Consider the following 18,143-nt stretch of genomic DNA (forward strand, 5'->3'; position numbering starts at 1 on the left):
GCGTGCGGGTGGGCGGGGACGGCGCGGGGGCCGTCGTCCCCGCCCACCGGTCAGGGGGAGGAGCCGTCGGCCGGTCAGGCGGCCTTGCGGATCCGGGTGGCCCAGGGGCCGACGAAGGCGAACGGCCCGGGCTCCTGGAGGACGATCTCGCGGGAGAGCGCCGTCGCGGTCCGCGCCCACCACAGGGGCAGGTACGGCAGGTCCTCGGAGGCGGTGGTGACGGCGGTCATCAGCTTCCGGCCGCGGCTCGCCGGGTCGGTGTCCGTCCTGGCGGCGTCCAGCGCCTCGTTGACGGCCGGCTCGTCGTAGTGGGCGATGTTGGTGGCCGTGGCGGCGGCGTTGAGGTAGGCGTCGGCCAGCTCCGCCGGGTCGCCGGTCACCGGGAAGTACCAGAGGAACTGCAGCGGCTGCTTGCCGGAGCCGAGCTCGTTCACCCAGGCCTCGAGGGTGATCTCCTTGACCTTCAGGGTGATGCCGAGCTTCTTCAGCGAGTCGGCCAGCGCCAGCGCGGCCTTGCCGACCTGGGGGCCGCTGGCCGGGTAGTGCAGCTCGGCGGTGAACCCGTCCGCGTGCCGGGACCGGGCGAGCTCCGCACGGGCCTTGTCCAGGTCGAACGCGTACTCCGGGATCCGGGAGTAGGCGGCGTCGACCTCGTCGGCCGGCATCAGGTCGCCCCACATGGCGGGCGAGACCAGGGCGTTGGCGACCTCGGCCCTGCCCTGCAGGATGCCCCCGACCATGCCCTCCCGGTCGGCGGCGTGCGCGACGGCGCGGCGCACGTGCGGGTCGTTCCAGGGCGCCTTGGAGGTGTCGAAGGCCAGCGAGACCACCGAGCGGTCCGCGGTGTAGGCGACCTCGGCGGCCGAGTCCCAGCCCTTGGTCTCGTCGGAGGCGAGCGCGAGCGCGCCGTCCACCGAGCCGGACTTCATGGCGACCAGGCGGGTGCCGGCGTCCGGGACGAAGGTCAGCTTCAGCTCGGACACCGCGGGCTTCTCGCCCCACCAGCGCGGGTTGGCCTCCAGCAGCACGTGGCTGTCGGCGGCGAACTCGGTGATCCGGTAGGCGCCGGTGCCCAGCAGCAGCGTCTTCTCGGTGCCGATCCGCCCCCGGTTGGCGCGCAGGAACTTCTCGCTGCCGACCGGCAGGCAGCCCGGCGCGACGCTCCACAGGAAGGCGCCGTCGGCGGCCTCGAGCCGGACGGTGACCTCGTGGGAACCGGTGGCCTCGACGGACTTCACGCCGGCGAAGGCGTAGGCGAGCACCGAGGCGTTCTCCGGGTCGCGGATCTCCTCGATGGAGGCGACCACGTCGGCGGCGGTGAAGGGCGTGCCGTCGCTGAAGACCACGCCGCGGCGGAGCGTGAACACGTACGTGGTGGCGTCCGGCTGCTTCCAGGAGGTGGCCAGGCCGGGCTCGAGGGCGCCGGCCGGGGTCACCGAGAGCAGGGACTCCTGGACCAGGGTCGCCACCAGGTAGTTCAGCACGCCGGACTCGCGGCCGACGTCCAGCGAGGAGATGGAGGAGGGGAGGGCGAAGGTCAGCTCGCCGACCGGCCCGTCCACGCCCCGCGCCTCGCCCTTGCCGCCCTGGTCGGCGGCCTGCGGCGCGCACGCCCCGAGCAGTCCGGAGGCCGCGAGCACGCCGGCTCCCGCCGCGGAAAGACCCAGCAGTCTGCGACGGCTCAGGGCACCGCCGGTCTCCGAGGCCGCCATCGGGCCACCGTCCTCACTCTGTACGTCCGTACGTCTCGCTCTTCCGGTCGCTTGTCCACCAGAAGTGTCCACTTGGGCGGTGACAGTATCCGAAGGTTTTTGGCCACGTCAAAGGGCGCCTTATACGCGGACACGGAAGCGGACCCGCGCCGGTGCCGGAGGGCGAACGCAGAGGTTCCGGGAGGTGGCCGGAAGGCCGGTAGGCACTCTTGTGGCGGGCGGGGCGGCGGCCCTACGTTCCGGGCGTCGAGCGTCGTTCCCCCCATCCGAGGAGGACTCCTTGTCCCTGCTCAGACGTCTGCCCGCGCTGCTCTCCGTCGTCCTGCTCGCCCTGACCGGCTTGTCCGCGGCCCCCGCGCAGGCGGCCGGGGCCGAGAGGGCCGCGATCGCCGCCGCCCCCAACTTCAAGGCGCCGTTCCCGTGCGGCCAGCGCTGGACGTACAGCCACCACTCGGCCGAGGTGCGCCGTGCCCTCGACTTCGTCCGGGCCGACGGCGGCGCCACCGCCGGCGCCCCGGTCCTCGCCTCCGCGGCCGGCACCGCCACCCGCCATTACCAGGCGAGCGGCGCCGGCAACTACATCGTCATCGACCACGGCGGCGGCTGGCGCACCTACTACTTCCACCTCGCCGCCTACTCCGTCCCGAGCGGCGCCTACGTCGCCCAGGGCCAGCAGATCGGCACCACCGGCTCCACCGGCAACTCCTCCGGCGCCCACATCCACTACGAGCAGCTGTACAACGGCACCGGCCAGAACATCGTCATCAACGGCGCCGGGCTCTCCTACCCCGGCTCCTACCACCAGGCCTACCTGACCAGCGACAACGGCTGCGGCGGCAGCGGCGGCGGCGCCTTCCGTACCTGGGGCAGCGGCGTCAACGTCCGCGCCGACGCGCGGCTGGGCGCGCCGGTGGTCGCCACCCTGAGCGGCCCGACCTCGGTGTGGGTGGTCTGCCAGAAGCAGGGCGACACGGTCAACGCCGAGGGCTACACCAACAACTGGTGGAGCAAGCTCCGCGACCAGAACGGCTTCGTCTCCAACATCTACATCGACCACCCCTCCGCACAGCTCCCCGGCGTCCCCGTCTGCTGACGGGTCGTCGCCGGCCACCGCGGCGTCCGGACGGTGCGCGCCGTTGGCCCGTCCGGACGCCCACGGGTGGCGGGGGCCGCGGCCGGGCGGTCCGCTGGGAGGAAGGCGCGCACCGACCCCCAGCGAGGAGCCGACAAGTGATGACCACGTGGAGCAGCACCGAACTCACGGGGATCGGCGAGGCGGAGGAACTGGAGATCGCCTCCGTCGCCGAGGACGGGGAGCTGAGCGACTGGCGCACGATCTGGGTGGTGCGGGACGCCGACGACCTGTACGTCCGGTCGGTCTACGGCCCCGCGTCCCGCTGGTACCGGGGCACCCGGGTCCGTCACCAGGGCCGCGTCCGCGCCGGGGGCGTCGAGAAGGACGTCACCGTCGTCGACGCCGACCCGGCGGTCAACGAACGGGTGGACGCGGCGTACTACGCCAAGTACGAGGGCTACCCGGCCTCCCTGGAGGCCATCCTGGGCGAGTCCGCCCGCTCCACCACCATGCGGCTCGACCCGCGCGGGTAGGGACGGGGTTCGACCCGGCCGCACCACCCCGCGCGTCGGCCAGGACCGTGCCGTCCACGAACCGCGGGTGCACGTGCGGCCGGGGGAGTTCCCCGAGGTGCCGCAGTCCGCCAGGTGCTCGCGCCGGGCGAGCACCTGACCGAGCGTCACGCGCGGCGAAACCCGGCGCACCCGCCCGGCCTGCCCGAGCGCGTACGCCAGCTACGAACGCCGCGCCCCGTGGTCGGGTTCCTGTGCGCCACGGCCACGGTCCCGGCCACGGTCACGGTCCCGGCCACGGCGGCCGGGGACCGCGGGGGCGGCCTGCTGCCGAGCAGGTCCGTGCCGTGACTGGGCACCCACCGGGCGGGGCTGCTCTCCACCCGCCACGGCCTGGTGCACCACAGAACCCCATGACGGTGGTCCACTTCGCGGCCTTGGTGCTCGGCAGCCGGGCGGGAGCCGTCGGCATCTCGCCCCCGGAGCAGGCCGTCTTCGTGCTGGCCGTGTTCGCCGCCTCCGCCGGCCGGCAGGTGCTGCTCGCGGGAGGAGGCGCGCTGCTCGGGCGGGTGCTGACCGGGGACCGGGAACGGTTGGCGACCGCGCTCGCCTCCAGTGTGCTGGTCACCGCCCTGGCCGTGCGGCTGCTGGTCAGCTGACCGGGCCGGAGTCCCCCCAGCCGCCGTACGGCACGGTGATCAGCTCCATGGCGTGCCCGGACGGGTCGAGGAAGTAGACGCCCCGGCCCCCGTCGTTGTGGTTGATCTCCCCGGGCAGGGTCTGCCGCGGGTCGGCCCAGTGCTGGACGCCCCGGTCCCTGAGCCGGGAGTAGGCGGCGTCGAACTCCTCCTCGGAGACGAGGAAGGCGTAGTGCTGGACGGCGATGTGGTCCTCGGGGACGGTGGCGAAGTCCAGCGTGACGCCGTTGGCGAGGGCGACCGCGACGAACGGGCCCCATTCCGCGGTGATCTCCAGGTCCAGCAGCTCCGCGAAGAAGCGGGCGGACTCCCGGTTGTCCCGGGCGTGGACGATGGTGTGGTTGAACGAGACGGACAAGGTATGCCTCCACGGGCATATCCCGGCACCTCCATGCCCCGCCCGGACGGCGGCCGGCACGCGATGCGACCGCCGAGTCTAGGCCGGAACCGGTGCCCACCGGAAGGGACCGCCCGCCGCCGGCCCGCCGCCTGCCCGCCCGCTCGCCGCTCGCCGTCCGCCCGCCGCCTGCCCGCCCGCTCGCCGCCCGCCGTTCGTCCGCCTGCCCGCCGTCCGCCCGTCGTCCGCCGTCCGCCCGCCGTCCGCCCGCCGTCCGCCGTTCGTCCGCCTGCCCGCCGTCCGCCCGTCGTCCGCCGTCCGCCCGCCGTCCGCCGTCCGCCCGCCGTCCGCCGTTCGTCCGCCTGCCCGCCGTCCGCCCGTCGTCCGCCGTCCGCCCGCCGTCCGCCGTCCGTCCGCCGTTCGTCCGCCTGCCCGCCGTCCGCCGTCCGTCCGCCGTCCGCCGTCCGCCCGCCGTCCGCCGTCCGTCCGCCGTCCGCCGTCCGCCCGCCGTCCGCCGTCCGTCCGCCGTCCGCCGTCCGTCGTCCGCCCTCCGTCCGTCCGCCGTCCGCCGTCCGCCCGCCGTCCGCCGTCCGTCCGCCGTCCGCCGTCCGTCGTCCGCCCTCCGTCCGTCCGCCGTCCGTCGTCCGTCGTCCGCCCTCCGTCGGCGTCCGGGGAAGGGAGGGGAGGCCAGAGGGGGCACCTCACATCCGGACGCCCGGTACCCGGTCCTCGACCACCGCCGTGGCGCGGGTGGTGATGGGGGCGCCGGGACGCTGGACGTAGGGGAGCACACGGAAGTCGGTGGTCCAGCGGCGGTGGTCCACGCGGACACGGGCGTAGCCGCGCTGGGCGTTGAAGAACCTCATGTGCGGGTTGGCGGCGAGGAACTTCTCGCCGTCGGCGTTCATGTCGGCGCCGTCGCCGCCGCTGGTGATCGAGGTGCCGACGAACTCCGCGCCGACGGTCGGGGATTCGGGGTCCTGGTAGTCCCGCTTGAGGTCCCAGGCGTAGTTCTGGTGTCGGTCCCCGGTGACGACGACCAGGTTGCGCACGCCGCGCCGGTCCGCCTCGGCGAGGAGCCGGTTGCGGTCGGCGACGTAACCGTCCCAGGGGTCGAGCCAGACCAGTTCGGCGGGGCCGGGATCCTTGTCGGTCTGGCCCATGGGGGCCTGGTTGCCGAGGATCTGCCACTGGGCGGGGGAGCGGGAGAAGTTGCCGAGGACCCAGTCGCGCTGGCGGGCGCCGAGGATGGTGCGGTCCGGGTCGAAGCGCGCGGTGCTGGTGGCGGACTCGCCGTCGCCGTCGGGCTGGTCGTCGCGGTACTGGCGGGTGTCCAGCATGGTGAGGTCGGCGAGGCGGCCGTACGGGATGCGGCGGTGGGCCCGCATGCTCGGGCCCTGCGGCATCTGGGTGTGGCGCAGCGGCTGGTGCTCGTAGAGGGCCTGGAACGCGGCGGCGCGGCGGGCCCGGAAGACGGCGGGGTCCTGGTCCGGCTCGGAGTCGGCCTGGGAGAGGTCGCCGGCCCAGTTGTTCTCCACCTCGTGGTCGTCGAAGGTGACGACCCAGGGGAAGCGGGCGTGCGCCTTCTTCAGCGGCTCCTCGGCCTTGTAGAGGCCGTACTGGAGGCGGTAGCGGGCCAGGTCGAAGGTCTCGGTGTGGAACCGGGGGTCGGTGCTGACGCCGCGCCGGTTGCCGCGCACGCCGGACTCGTACAGGTAGTCGCCGAGGTGCACGACGAGGTCGAGGTCCTCCTCGGCCATGTGGTCGTAGGCGGTGTAGTAGCCGTCCTGCCAGGCCTGGCAGGAGGCGAAGGCGAACTTCAGGTCCGCCGGCTTCGCCTCGGCGGGCGGCGTGGTGCGGGTGCGGCCGACGGGGGAGACGTGCCCGGCGGCGCGGAACCGGTAGTGGTAGACGCGGTCCGGGAGCAGGCCGGAGACCTCCGGGTGGACGGAGTGCGCGAGCTCCGGCGTGGCGACGACGCTGCCGCGGCGCACGACCCGGCGGAAGCGGTGGTCGGCGGCGACCTCGTACTGGACGCGGACGGGCGTCGGCGGCATGCCGCCCCGCCCGTCGGGGGCGAACGGGTCGGGGGCCAGGCGGGTCCACAGCACGACGCCGTCCGGGCGGGGGTCGCCCGAGGCGACGCCGAGGGTGAAGGGGTCGTCGGGGACGGCGGGTGCGGACCAGGCGGTGTCCGTGCTCCAGAGTCCGGTGCCGAGCATCAGGGCGGCGCCGGCGGTGCCGTAGCCCAGGAGGTGTCTGCGGGACGGATGCAGGTCGGCCATGGTGCCTCCTCGGAGGTCGGGCTGGGACATCCGGAAGGCTGCTCCCCGGCGATGACACGGTGAGGGTGCCGGGGTGACCGAGACATGAATTGCCGTGACGCGCCGGGCCGGAAGGGTTCGCCCGGACGTCGGTTGACGACGTGGGCCGACGGTGCGTCAGTCACCGCTGCGCACGGACGCGGCGCGGGTCACGCGTCCCCCGCGCGGGGGTCCTCCTTGAAGGGGCGGGCCATGAGGTCCATGACCTCGCCGATGAGGTCGAGCGGTTCACCGGGGTGTTCGGTCTCGACCCAGGCGCGCATGGCGGTGCGCAGGGAGGCGAGGAAGGCGGCGGCCAGGACCCGGGCGCGGAGCGGTGCGGCGCCGCGGTCGGCGAGGACGGCGGCGAGGTCCTGCTCCAGCCGTGCGTGGGTGGCGAGTTGACGGCCCAGCAGGGAGGGGTGGCGCAGGGCCAGCCGGGTGCGGGTGACCGTCTCGCGGTCGACGCGGTCGGCGCCGGGTCCGACGCCGGCGATGGTGGCGTGGAGGGCCGCGCGCAGGGCGGTCCAGGAAGCCTCCCCGGCGGGGCGGTCGCGGACCGCGCGCAGCAGGGCGGCGACCTGCTGCTCCTCGCCCCACAGGACGGCGTCCTCCTTGGTGGCGAAGTAGTTGGAGAAGGTCCGGCGGGACACTCCGGCCTCGTCGGCGACGGCCTCCACCGTCACGTGGTCGAGGCCGTGCTCGACCGTCAGGCGCAGCGCGGCGCGGTGCACCGCCTCACGGGTGGCGGCCTTCTTGCGTTCGCGCAGGCCCGGCTGGGAGTCCGGGGCGGCGGCGGTGGGGTCGGTGGTGTCCATCGGAGGCCATGGTAAGGCCCGGGCAAGAAAAATGCTCAGTGCGCAAAATTGCACAGTGCGCATGTATGGTGGACGTCATCCCCTTCTCCCTCGCTCCGAGGGCATGCCTTCTTCCCCTTCCCGCCTTCTCCGGAGGTCCTTCTTGAGCGCGCCCGTCGCCGACGCCACCGATGTCACCCCACCGGGTGCGGCCCCCGCACCGCGGATGGAGCACCGGGCCGTCCTGAGGGCCATGAGCGGCCTTCTCCTGCTGCTGTTCGTCACGATGATCAGCGGCACGATCGTCTCCGTGGCGCTGCCGCAGATCATCGGCGCGCTGGAGGGCACGCAGTCGCAGTACACCTGGGTGGTCACCGCGATGCTGCTCACCTCGACGGCCTCCACGCCGATCTGGGGCAAGCTGGCGGACCTCTTCGACAAGAAGGTGCTGCTGCAGGTCGCCATCGTGCTCTTCTTCGTGTCGTCGCTCGGCGCCGGTCTCTCGGAGAACACCGGCACGCTGATCGGCTTCCGGGCCCTGCAGGGCCTCGGCATGGGCGCGCTGCAGATCCTGGTGCAGGTGATCATCGCTGCGATGATCAGCCCCAAGGAGCGCGGCCGGTACAACGGCTACCTGGGCGCGGTGATGGCCGTCGCCACGGTCGGCGGCCCGTTGCTCGGCGGCGCCATCGCCGACGCCTCCTGGCTCGGCTGGCGCTGGTGCTTCTTCTTCGCGCTGCCGTTCACCGCCCTGGCCTTCGTGATCCTCTCCCGCACCCTCGTGCTCCCCGCGGTCACGCGCACCGGACCGAAGCCGAAGGTGGACTACCTGGGCGCGGCGCTGATCGCCGTCGGCGTCAGCGTGCTGCTGCTCTGGGTCACCTTTCGACAACGAGTTCGCCTGGATCTCCTGGGAGTCCGGCGCCATGGTCGGCGCCACGGTGGTGCTGCTGGGCCTCGCCCTGCTGGTGGAGTCGCGGGTCTCCGACCCGGTCGTGCCGCTGCGGGTCATCAAGCGCCGTGACCCGGCGCTGGCCATCGTCGCCAGCCTGGCGGTCGGCGTGGCCATGTTCGGCGGCGCGGTCTTCCTCGGCCAGTACTTCCAGATCGGACGCGGCTACTCGCCGACCAAGGCCGGTCTGATGACCGTCCCGCTGATGCTGGGCGTGCTGCTCTCCTCGACGATCGCGGGCAAGCTGGTCTCGAAGAGCGGCAAGGTCAAGCCGTACATCGTGGCCGGCACCGTCATCCTCACCCTCGGCTTCCTGAGCCTGGCGGGCATCGACCACACGACGTCCATGTGGTACGTCTTCGCCGGCATGTTCCTCATCGGCGTGGGCGTCGGCATGTCGATGCAGAACCTGGTCCTGGTGCTGCAGAACACCGTGCCGCTCTCCGAGCTCGGCGCGGCCAGCGCCTCGATCACCTTCTTCCGTTCCCTGGGCGGCACCATCGGCGTCTCCGTGCTCGGGGCGATCCTCGCCAACAGCGTCGCCACCAGGATCGCCGACGGGCTGCGGAAGATGGGCGTGGACACTTCGGGCGGCGGCGCGGCGGCGGGCGGCAACCTGGACATCGCGAGCATGCCCGCGCCGGTCCAGGAGATCGTCCGGGCGGCCTACGGCGAGGCCACCGGCCAGATCTTCCTGGTCGCGGCGGCGGTCGCGGTCGTCGGCGTGGTCGCCACCTTCTTCCTCACCTCCACCAAGCTCCGCGACAGCGTGGACCTGCCGGCGGAGGGCCCCGAGAGCCCCGGGAACCGCGAGGGCGCCGAGGGCGGGGAGACGGCCAAGGTCTGATCCCGGCTCCCGGCCCGCCGGGCACGGACCGTGGGGCCGCCCCCCGTCGAGGAGGGCGGCCCCGCGGGCGTGTCCGGGAGGTTGCCGGTCAGCCGTGCGGCAGCACGACCGCGCGGCCGTTGATCCGGCCGTCGTGGAGCCGGGCGTAGGCCTCGGGGGCCTCGTCCAGCGAGAACTTCTCGGTGTGGACGGAGATCGCCCCGGAGCGGGCCAGGTCGAACACCTCGATCAGCTCGCCGCGGCTGCCCCAGTAGGGCGCGGCGACCGACACCTCGAACGGCAGCAGGCCGAAACCGACCGGCAGCCCCGCCCCGGCGATGCCCACGATGGTGATGTCGCCCTCGATGCCGACCGACGCGGCGGCGGTCCGCACGGTGGGTTCCGCGCCCACGAAGTCCAGCACCACCTGGGCGCCCAGCCCGTCGGTGAGCTCGCGGACCTTCGCGGCGGCCCCGGCGTCCGACAGCACCGTCTCGTCCGCGCCGACCGCGCGCGCCAGCTCCAGCTTCTCCTCGCTGACGTCCATCACGACCACCCGCGCCGGGGTCAGCACGCGCAGCAGCTGGATCGCGACGTGGCCGAGGCCGCCGCTGCCGATCACCACCGCGGTCGAGCCGGGGACCAGCTTGTGCAGCGAGCGCTTGATCGCGTGGTAGGGCGTGAGGCCGGCGTCGGTCAGCGGCACCACCTCGGCGGGGTCGAGGCCGTCGATCGGCACCAGGTGGCGCGGCGAGTCGACGATCATGTACTCGGCCATCGAGCCGGGCTCGCCCAGGCCGGGCGGGTTGATGCCCCGCTCGCGGGCCACCAGGCAGTAGTTCTCCTTGCCCTCCGCGCACTTGGCGCACAGCCCGCAGCCCCACGGCCCGTACACGGCGACCAGGTCGCCCTCGGAGAGGCCGGTGACGCCGGCGCCCAGCGCGGCGACCGTGCCGACGCCCTCGTGCCCGAGGGTCAGGGGCAGCCGGTACGGGAACTGCTCTGCGGGCCACTCCATCACGGCGATGTCGGAGTGGCAGACGCCGGCGGCGGCCACCTTCAGCAGGACCTCGCCCGGACCGGGCTCGGGGTCGGCGACCGGCACCACCTCGGGTGCGGAGCCGATGGTGCGGTACTGGAGTGCCTTCATGGAAAACGGCCTCCTTCCGTGGAGGGGGAGAGACCCGGGTACCCCGAGAGGGCGGAGCGCTCAGAGGGAGGTGTAGCCACCGTCGACCAGGTGGTAGCTGCCCGTGACGAACGAGGCGCGGTCGGACAGCAGGAAGGCGGTGAGCTCCGCGACCTCCTCGCTCCGGCCCAGGCGTCCGATCGGGTGAAGTCCGACCAGGGCGTCCCGGGTCGCGGTGTCCATGTTCGCCAGCAGCGGCGTCTCGATGAAGCCGGGGCCGACGGAGTTGATCCGGATGTCCTTGGGGGCGTACTCCACGGCGGCGCACTTGGTCAGCCCCAGCACGCCGTGTTTGGCGGCGACGTACGCGGAGGAGCCGCTGAAGGCCACGGAGCCGAGGATGGAGGCGACGTTGACGATGGAGCCGCCCGTGCCGGACCGCTCCATCTCCTGGATCTCGTACCGCATCGAGAAGAAGACGCCGTCCAGGTTGACGCGCACCACGCGGTCCCAGTTCTCCAGCGTCTGCTCGCCGGTGGGAGCGCTGTCGCCGCCGATGCCGGCGTTGTTGACGCCCAGGTGGAGGCCGCCGTAGGTGTCGACGGTGAACCGGACCGCGGCCTCGACGGAGGCGGGGTCGGAGACGTCCACCGTGACGGCGGACGCCTCGAGACCGTCCCTCCCGAGGTCCGCCGCGGCCTGTTCGGCGCCGTCGGCGTTGTAGTCGGCGATGACCACCTTGGCGCCGCCCTCGGCGAGGCGGCGGGCGACGGCGAGCCCGATGCCGGAGGCCGCACCGGTGACCAGGGCGGCGCGTCCGGCGAACTCGGTGGCGTAGTCGGTGCTCACGATGGGTGCTCACTTCCTCTGGGCGAGACATCGGGACATGGGGCGGTATGCGAAGTTCGTCCGTCAGCGCGACCGTACAACGCCCTCTTCCGGGCGACATCTCGTACGGGCCGGGCGGGCGGAACGGGACCGCCGGGAGGCGTGGGAAACGCGGGAGCCCCCGCGGCCCTGGGGAGGGGATGGCCGCGGGGGCTCCGTCGAGGTGCCGTGGCTCAGTGGCCGAGGTCGATCCGGTAGCCGAGGTCGAGGCCCTCGGCGCCGGCGCCCGACTTGTCGAGCACGTAGGCGGTGTCGTCCACGATGGTGACGTGGTTGGGGTTCTTCTGTGTGACCAGGTCCTGCACGGCGCCGGTCCGCGGGTCGACGACCGAGACGGTGGCGGCGACGCGGTTGGCGACGACCAGCCTGCCGGTCCGCTCGTCGGTGGCCACGGAGAGCGCGCCGGCGCCCGTCGGGATGGTCGTCTTGAGGGTGCTGGTGCTCAGGTTGACGACGGAGACGGTGCCGTCGGTCTGGTTCGTGGTGTAGGCGGTGCGGCCGTTGCGGGACAGCGAGACGCTGATGGCGCCCGCGCCGGCCGGGTGGAACGCGACGGCCTCGTCCTTGTACGGCGAGAACTGCACGATGCGCGGGTTGTTGAGGTCGGTCGCGTAGACCTTGCCCGTCCGCTCGTCCAGGGCGACGCCCATGAGGCCGGCGCCCTCGACGGCGATGCGCTTCTTCTCCGCGAAGGTGTCCGTGTCGAACGCGACGATCTCGCCGGTGTTGTACGAGGTCGCCCAGGCCAGGTCGCGCTTCTCGTCGACGACGACCTCGCGGGCGTGTCCCACGTTCGGCAGGAAGGCGAGGTGCTCGCCGGTCCGCTGGCTGTAGACGGCCACGCCGTTGTCGCGGGTGTTGGTGACCCAGACGGTGTTGTTCTCGTCGTCCACGTCGATGCCGTAGACGGCCTCACGGGCGCCGGTCGTCTCGTTGACCAGCGGCGGGGTGAAGCTGCCGAGGACCTCGAGGGTGTCGGGGTCCAGCTTCAGCAGCGCGGTCTGGGTGACCGGCGGGCGGCCGGTGGAGGCGGTCGCCCACAGGACGTCGTTCCGCTCCGAGTAGGCGGTCTGGTACAGGCCCTTCCACACCGGGGTGGTGCTCTCCACCGTCGCCGGCTTCGGCTTCGGCTTGTGCGGGTGGGCGGAGGCGGGAGAGGTCAGCGTGAGGCCGGCGGCCGCGGCGACGGCGACGGCCACGGTCAGGCGCAGGTGACGGGTCGAGCTCATGAAAGGTCAATCTCCTTGTCAGGGCAGCGCGTTCGCGGTGCGAGAGCGAAAACTGAGGGGAGCGGGGGGAGGGGGGAGGGTCAGCCGGCGGCGGGGGTGCCGGTGCCGGCCGGGTCCGCCTTCGGGCGGGCGCGGCGCAGCACCAGGTAACCGGCTGCCGCGGCGCCCGCCGCGCCGCCGACCACGCCGCCGGCCGTGGACCAGCCGATGGTGGCGTAGGAGACGGGGGAGGCGGCCGTCGTGGTGGCGGCCGGGGCGCCGTCGAGGGTCTCGGCCTGCGGGGCGGCGGTGGAGTCGGTCGCCGCCGGGGCGCTCCGGCCGGCGGCCACCACGGTGAAGTCGACCTTCAGACTGGTGGGCGGGTTGGGCGCGAGGAAGCGGAACCAGTGCTCGCCGGCCGGGGTGTCGGCGGGGATCTCGATGTCGCCCTCGTAGGAGCCCTCGGCGTCGGTCTTCCACTGGCCGAGGATGCCGTCGTCGTCCAGCTTGACGGTGACGGTCTCGTTCTTCGGGAACTTGGTCACCGTGAAGTGGATCGTGCCGCCCGGCTGGACCTCGCTGGCGGTGATCTCGGCCTTGGCGCCGGCGGAGTTGGAGGCCGAGGCGGGGGAGCCGGTCGCGGCGGGCACATCGCCCGTGGCGCCCGTGCCGCCGGCGCCCGAGCCGCCGGTGGCGGCGGAGGCCGGGTCGGCGCCGTCGGTGACGGTGAAGTCGGCGCGGAGGCTGGTGGACGGGTTGGGGGCCAGGAAGCGCAGCCAGTGGGCGCCCTTGGTGGTGCCCGAGGGGACGGTGACGCTGCCGGAGAAGGAGCCGTCGGAGCCGATCGTCCACTGGCCGATGATCTCGGAGTCGTCCAGCTTCACGGTCAGGCGCTCACCGGCCGGGAAGCCGGTGACGCGGAAGGAGACCTTGCCGCCCGCCCTGACGCTGGAGCCCGCGGTGATGGACGCGGAGGCGCCGCTGCTGGTGCCGCCGGTGGCCGAGCCGCCCGTGGACCCGCCGGTCGAGCCGCCGCCCGTGGAGCCGCCCGAGCCGGAGCCGCCGCCGGTGGAGCCGCCCGAGCCGGAGTCGCCACCGGTGGAGCCGCCGCCCGTGGACCCGCCCGAGCCGGAGCCGCCGCCGGAGGTCACCGTGAAGTCGGCGCGGAGGCTGGTGGACGGGTCGGGAGCCAGGATGCGCAGCCAGTGGGCGCCCTTGGCGGTGTCCTTGGGCACGGTGACCGTGCCGGAGAAGGTGCCGTCGGCGCGGACCGCGTTCTCCCACTGCTTCAGGATGGCGCCGTCGTCCAGCTTGACGGTGATGTTCTGGCCCTTGACGAAGCCGGAGAGGGAGAACGACACCTTGCCGCCGGCCGCGACCGAGGAACCCGCGGTGACGACCGCCTTCGGACCCGCGGGCGCGGGCTTGGCGGTCACCGTGAAGGTGGAGCTCTTCACGCTGGTGCCGGCGGCCAGGAAGCGCAGCGAGTGGTCGCCGGCCGCGGTGTCGGCGGGGACGGTGACGCTGCCGGAGAACGAGCCGTTCGCGTCGGTGGTGAAGGGCTTCGAGGTGAGGAGGGCCGCGTCGTCCAGCTTGACGTTCAGCGCCGAGTTGGCCGGGAAGCCCGAGACGCGGAACGGCACGGCGCCGCCGGCCTGCACCGAGGAGGCCAGGAGTTCGGCCGCCGGGACGCGGACGGTCAACGCGACCGGTATGCCGGGCTGTCCGGGCACCAGGAAGTACAGCGTGTGCGCGCCCGCCGTGGTGCCCTCGGGGACGGTCACCCGGCCGGTGGCGGAGCCGTCCGCGCCGACGGTGAACGGTTCGGGGGTGAGCAGCGTGACCTTGTCCAGCTTGACGTTGAGCGTCGCCCCGGCGGGGAGGCCCGTCGCCGTGAAGGAGACCTGCGCGCCCGCCGCGACGGATCCGGACCCCAGCGACACCGCGGGGGCGGCGTCGGCGGTCGTCCGCGTCGACAGGCCGGCGGCCTCGCCGCCCTGGCCCGCGCCGAGCGCCGGGGAGGTCAGCGCGCCGATGGTGAGCGCGGCTCCGGCGGTGGCGGCGGCGATCCTGCCAAGACGGCCGTGGGGACGGGGGGCGCGGTCGGCTCTGTAGGGGGACATGGCTGAGGAAGGCTCCTGGTGGGGCGAAGGGTGTGAAAAGCCCAAGAAGTAGGCGACGGCGCAGGACTGAGGCCCTGTGCGACGTGCTTAGGTTAGCCTAACCAAAGCTGATCTGTGAGGGGTGGGTGAGGGCCGATTCACCGGACCCGCCCGCCGTTAGCCCGTCCGCCTCCCACCGCGTGCCGGGCACTTCGGCCCGGCGCACCCTCGTAGGGACCAGTCCCCACGGCGGAAGGACCGCGTATGAGCGGGCAGGCGGGCTCCGGGAAGAAACAGCTGCTGGCGACGGGCGGCACGACGTTCGCGGGCGTGCTCCTCGGCGTCTCCGGCGCGGTGACGGTGCTGCAGGGCATCGCCGCGGTCGCCGGGGACGACGTGTACGGCCGGATCGGCTCGTACGTCTTCGAGTTCACCCTCACCGGCTGGGGCGTCGTCCACCTGGTCGTCGGCGTGCTCCTGCTCGTCACCGGCGCCGGGCTGCTGGGCGGCAGGGAATGGGCACGGGTGGCCGGTCTGGTGCTGGCCGTGCTGAGCCTGATCGAGCAGTTCGTGTTCCTGCCCTACGCGCCGGTCTGGTCGGTGCTGCTGATCGCCCTGGACGTCTTCATCATCTGGTCCCTGGCCACCTACCGGCCGGACGCGCGCGAGGGCGCCCTCTGAGCGGAGCGGTACCCGCTCAGGCGGTGCGCTCCGCCCAGGCGCGCAGCGACTCCTCGTCACCGGCGGCGTCCAGGTTCATCGCCGCGTCGATCTGCGCCAGGTGGGTGAAGGCCTGCGGGTAGTTGCCCAGCATGACGCCCTCCGCAGTCATCTCCTCCGAGAAGAGCCCGAACCGTCCCGCGCGGGCGCAGAGTTCCTCGTACCGGCGGCGCGCCTCGTCGGCCCGGCCGGCCAGCACCAGCGCGGAGACCATGGCGAAGGAGCAGAGCAGGAAGCCGCCCTCGGGGCCGCCGACGCCGTCGTCGGTGGCGGCCGGGTCGTAGCGGTGGACCAGCCAGCCCCCCTCGCCCAGCTCCCGCTCGACGCGGTCGAGGGTCGACACCACCCGGGGGTCGGTGCCGTCCAGGAAGCCGAGCAGGGGAAGCGACAGGAGGGAGGCGTCGAGGTCCGGGGAGCCGTAGCTCTGGGTGAAGGCGCCCACCGACGCGTTCCAGCCCCGGGTGAGGACCTCCTCGCGGACCTCGTCGCGCTGCCGCCGCCAGTGGTCCAGGTCGGGCCGGTCGTCGCCGGTGAGCTCCGCCAGCCGCAGGCCGCGGTCGAAGCAGACCCAGGCGTACACCTTGGAGATGGTCCAGTGCCGCCTGCCCCGGCGCACCTCCCAGATGCCCTCGTCCGGCTCCCGCCAGCGCCGCGCCGCCTCGTCGACCACGGCGTAGGCGGCGCTCAGCTCCTCGGCGGTCAGCTCCTCCCCGGTGCCGAGCGCGGCCTGCTGGTGGACGAACGCCGCGTCCAGCACCTGCCCGTAGACGTCGAGCTGGTGCTGGGCGAAGGCGCTGTTGCCGACCCGCACGGGCCGCGAGTCCCGGTACCCGCCCAGGTGGTCCAGGACGGTCTCCTCGCCCTCGGCCCGCCCGTCGAGGTCGAGCATCGGGTGCAGCGCTCCGGCCTCCCGGGCGCTGTGGGCCAGGAGCACGCGCAGGTACCTGCTCGCCTCCGCCCGGTGCCCCAGCCGCATCAGCACCAGGACGACCAGGGCGGCGTCACGGTGCCACAGGAACCGGTAGTCCCAGTTGCGTTCCCCGCCGATCCACTCCGGCAGCGAGGTCGTGGCGGCCGCCAGCAGCGCTCCGGTCTCCGCGGTCATCAGCCCGCGCAGGACCAGCGCGCTGCGCCGGACCTGTGCCGCGCCGAAGCCGTCGTACCGGTTGCGCGCGTCCCAGGCCCGCCAGGCGCGCAGCGTCTCCTCCCGCATCCGGTGGACCAGGTCCATGCTCAGCGGGCCGTGCGGCGCGCCGTCGTAGCCGAGGACGACGGCGAGCGACTCGCCCTCGGCGAGGGTGGTCTCCACGGTCACCAGGCCGTCCTCCGGGCCCTCCGGGGCGGGCGCGCCCCCGCGGTCGTCGACGGCCCCCAGCCACAGGCCCGCCGTCGCCTCCCGCAGGGCGCCCCGCTCCCCGGCCGGCGACCAGCGCGGCCGGGCGCGCGCGTAGTCGGGCCGGACGTCGACCCGGTGCCGGACCGTCACCCGCCCCTCGGCGCAGCGCAGCAGGCGCACCAGGACCCCGCGCGAGGCGACGCCGTCGGCCTCGTCCATCGCCGGGGGGTCGTGGACGGCGAGGAAGTCCTCGCCCAGGAGCGTGCCGCCCGGCGCGGACCAGCGGCTCTCGACCAGCAGGGTGGAGTCCCGGTACCGCTGCTCGGGCGGCGGCGCGCCGTCGACCAGGAGCTCCCAGGCGCCCCCGGTCCGCCGGTCCAGCAGCCGGGCGAAGACCGACGGCCCGTCGAACCGCGGGGCGCAGAGCCACTCGACGGCGGCGTCGGGGCCGATCAGCGCGGCCACGTGGCAGTCCGACAGGAACGCCAGCGACCCGATGGGCGGCCACCCGCCGGCCGTCCCACCGTCGGCCTCCTCCCGGCGCGGCGGGGCGCTCACGCGCTCAGCTCCGGCAGCACCTCGGCCCCGAAGGCCTCCACGAACCGCAGCTGGTGGTCCTTGGCCACCTGGTGCAGCATCACCTCGTCGAACCCGTGGGAGCCCTGCCGGGCCAGCCAGTCCGCGTGGCGGCCGAGTTCGGCGGAGACGAGGACGGGGCCCTCCACGCGGTGCGGCTCCGTCCCGGCCGCGGCCTGCTCGAAGTGCTCGGGCAGCGGGATCTCCCAGCCGACGTCGCTGCCGAGGGCGGCCTCCCGCCACTGGTCGTGCGCGGCGTCCAGCGCCTCCTGACCGGTCGGCGCCCACGACAGGTGCGCCTGCAGGACGGCGGGGCCCCGGCCGCCGGCGTCACGGTAGGCGGCGAGCGTGTCCCGGTGCGCGTCGCCGGGCCGGTTGACCGTGACCAGGCCGTCCGCCCAGGCCGCGACCCGACGCGCCGTGGCGGGGGTGACGGCCGCGCCCAGCAGGATCGGCGGGCGTTCCGGCAGCGACCACAGCCGCGCCCGGTCCACCCGGACCAGACCGTCGTGCGAGACCTCCTCGCCCGCGAACAGCGCCCGCATCACGTCCACGCACTCCTCGAGACGGCGGGTGCGCTCCTCCTTCGAGGGCCAGCGGTCCCCGGTGATGTGCTCGTTGAGCGCCTGTCCGGTGCCCAGCGCCACCCACAGCCGTCCCGGGTGCATCTGGGCGAGCGTGGCCGCCGCCTGGGCCAGCACCGCGGGGTGGTACCGCTGCCCGGGCGCGGTGACCACGCCCATCGGCAGCTCGGTCGAGGCGAGCGCGGAGCCCAGCCAGGCCCAGGCGTGCCCCGAATGGCCCTGCCGGGAGGACCACGGCGCGAAGTGGTCGGAGCACATGCCCGTCGCGAAGCCGGCGTCCTGGGCCGCCCGGAGCAGCTGCAGCGCCTCGGCGGGGGAGAACTGCTCGTGCGAGACGTGGAATCCGTACGCGGTCATGGCGGCGTGCTCGCTTCCTGCTCGGGTGGCC

At 73.9% G+C, this 18,143-nt stretch carries 13 protein-coding genes and 2 pseudogenes; 5 read left to right on the forward strand and 10 right to left on the reverse strand.

Annotated features, from left to right (window positions below; translation table 11 throughout):
* Positions 1 to 74 precede the first annotated feature (74 nt).
* On the reverse strand, positions 75 to 1,712 hold the full coding sequence (locus tag ABZ836_RS11925; protein WP_361141502.1) for an ABC transporter substrate-binding protein: 1,638 nt from the start codon (positions 1,710 to 1,712) through the stop codon (positions 75 to 77).
* A 280-nt stretch (positions 1,713 to 1,992) separates the two neighbouring features.
* Between ABZ836_RS11925 and ABZ836_RS11930 the strand changes: the two genes are divergently transcribed.
* From ABZ836_RS11930 to ABZ836_RS11940, 3 genes and pseudogenes are all read left to right on the forward strand, one after another.
* Positions 1,993 to 2,805: a M23 family metallopeptidase gene (locus ABZ836_RS11930; protein ID WP_361141504.1), complete on the forward strand. Its 813-nt coding sequence runs from the start codon at positions 1,993 to 1,995 to the stop codon at positions 2,803 to 2,805.
* A gap of 140 nt (positions 2,806 to 2,945) precedes the next feature.
* Positions 2,946 to 3,320 carry a DUF2255 family protein gene (locus ABZ836_RS11935; RefSeq protein ID WP_356129635.1) on the forward strand — a complete coding sequence of 125 codons (375 nt, stop codon included), beginning with the start codon at positions 2,946 to 2,948 and terminating at the stop codon, positions 3,318 to 3,320.
* Between the two features lie 386 nt (positions 3,321 to 3,706).
* Positions 3,707 to 3,958: pseudogene (locus tag ABZ836_RS11940) on the forward strand (lysine transporter LysE); the annotation flags it as partial.
* Here the strand turns inward: ABZ836_RS11940 and ABZ836_RS11945 are convergent.
* The 3 genes from ABZ836_RS11945 to ABZ836_RS11955 all read right to left on the reverse strand — a co-directional run bounded on the left by ABZ836_RS11945 (position 3,951) and on the right by ABZ836_RS11955 (position 7,455).
* On the reverse strand, positions 3,951 to 4,355 hold the full coding sequence (locus tag ABZ836_RS11945; RefSeq protein WP_356129633.1) for a VOC family protein: 405 nt from the start codon (positions 4,353 to 4,355) through the stop codon (positions 3,951 to 3,953). The pseudogene ABZ836_RS11940 and the gene ABZ836_RS11945 sit on opposite strands and share 8 nt — an antisense overlap.
* A 680-nt stretch (positions 4,356 to 5,035) precedes the next feature.
* Complete coding sequence (locus ABZ836_RS11950) at positions 5,036 to 6,619, reverse strand: alkaline phosphatase D family protein (protein ID WP_361141506.1); 1,584 nt, start codon at positions 6,617 to 6,619, stop codon at positions 5,036 to 5,038.
* A 188-nt stretch (positions 6,620 to 6,807) separates the two neighbouring features.
* On the reverse strand, positions 6,808 to 7,455 hold the full coding sequence (locus ABZ836_RS11955; protein ID WP_361141508.1) for a TetR family transcriptional regulator: 648 nt from the start codon (positions 7,453 to 7,455) through the stop codon (positions 6,808 to 6,810).
* Positions 7,456 to 7,660: 205 nt separating this feature from the next.
* Here ABZ836_RS11955 and ABZ836_RS11960 point away from each other — a divergent pair.
* A pseudogene (locus ABZ836_RS11960) lies at positions 7,661 to 9,233 on the forward strand (MDR family MFS transporter).
* Positions 9,234 to 9,321: 88 nt separating this feature from the next.
* On the opposite strand, the gene ABZ836_RS11965 reads toward ABZ836_RS11960, so the two are convergent.
* The 4 genes from ABZ836_RS11965 to ABZ836_RS11980 all read right to left on the reverse strand — a co-directional run bounded on the left by ABZ836_RS11965 (position 9,322) and on the right by ABZ836_RS11980 (position 14,560).
* Positions 9,322 to 10,362, reverse strand: a complete 1,041-nt coding sequence (locus tag ABZ836_RS11965; RefSeq protein ID WP_356129627.1) for an NAD(P)-dependent alcohol dehydrogenase — start codon at positions 10,360 to 10,362, stop codon at positions 9,322 to 9,324.
* Between the two features lie 60 nt (positions 10,363 to 10,422).
* A complete protein-coding gene (locus tag ABZ836_RS11970) occupies positions 10,423 to 11,190 on the reverse strand; it encodes an SDR family NAD(P)-dependent oxidoreductase (RefSeq protein WP_356129625.1) in 768 nt (255 codons plus the stop codon).
* A 212-nt stretch (positions 11,191 to 11,402) separates the two neighbouring features.
* Positions 11,403 to 12,458: a YncE family protein gene (locus tag ABZ836_RS11975; protein ID WP_361141510.1), complete on the reverse strand. Its 1,056-nt coding sequence runs from the start codon at positions 12,456 to 12,458 to the stop codon at positions 11,403 to 11,405.
* An 80-nt stretch (positions 12,459 to 12,538) separates the two neighbouring features.
* Entirely contained in the window at positions 12,539 to 14,560 is a 2,022-nt protein-coding gene (locus tag ABZ836_RS11980) for a hypothetical protein (RefSeq protein ID WP_361141512.1), read from the reverse strand.
* 243 nt (positions 14,561 to 14,803) lie between these two features.
* Between ABZ836_RS11980 and ABZ836_RS11985 the strand changes: the two genes are divergently transcribed.
* Positions 14,804 to 15,220, forward strand: coding sequence for a hypothetical protein (locus ABZ836_RS11985; protein ID WP_356129620.1), 417 nt, complete (start codon positions 14,804 to 14,806; stop codon positions 15,218 to 15,220).
* A gap of 16 nt (positions 15,221 to 15,236) precedes the next feature.
* On the opposite strand, the gene ABZ836_RS11990 is transcribed toward ABZ836_RS11985, so the two are convergent.
* Positions 15,237 to 17,153 (reverse strand): glycoside hydrolase family 15 protein, encoded by a 1,917-nt coding sequence (locus tag ABZ836_RS11990; protein WP_361141514.1) that lies wholly within the window; start codon positions 17,151 to 17,153, stop codon positions 15,237 to 15,239.
* Positions 17,150 to 18,112, reverse strand: coding sequence for a TIGR03885 family FMN-dependent LLM class oxidoreductase (locus ABZ836_RS11995; RefSeq protein WP_361141516.1), 963 nt, complete (start codon positions 18,110 to 18,112; stop codon positions 17,150 to 17,152). The genes ABZ836_RS11990 and ABZ836_RS11995 overlap by 4 nt, the downstream gene beginning before the upstream one ends.
* Positions 18,113 to 18,143 lie beyond the last annotated feature (31 nt).

Source organism: Streptomyces sp. NPDC047130 (genome assembly GCF_040643475.1).
Taxonomy (GTDB): Bacteria; Actinomycetota; Actinomycetes; order Streptomycetales; family Streptomycetaceae; genus Streptomyces.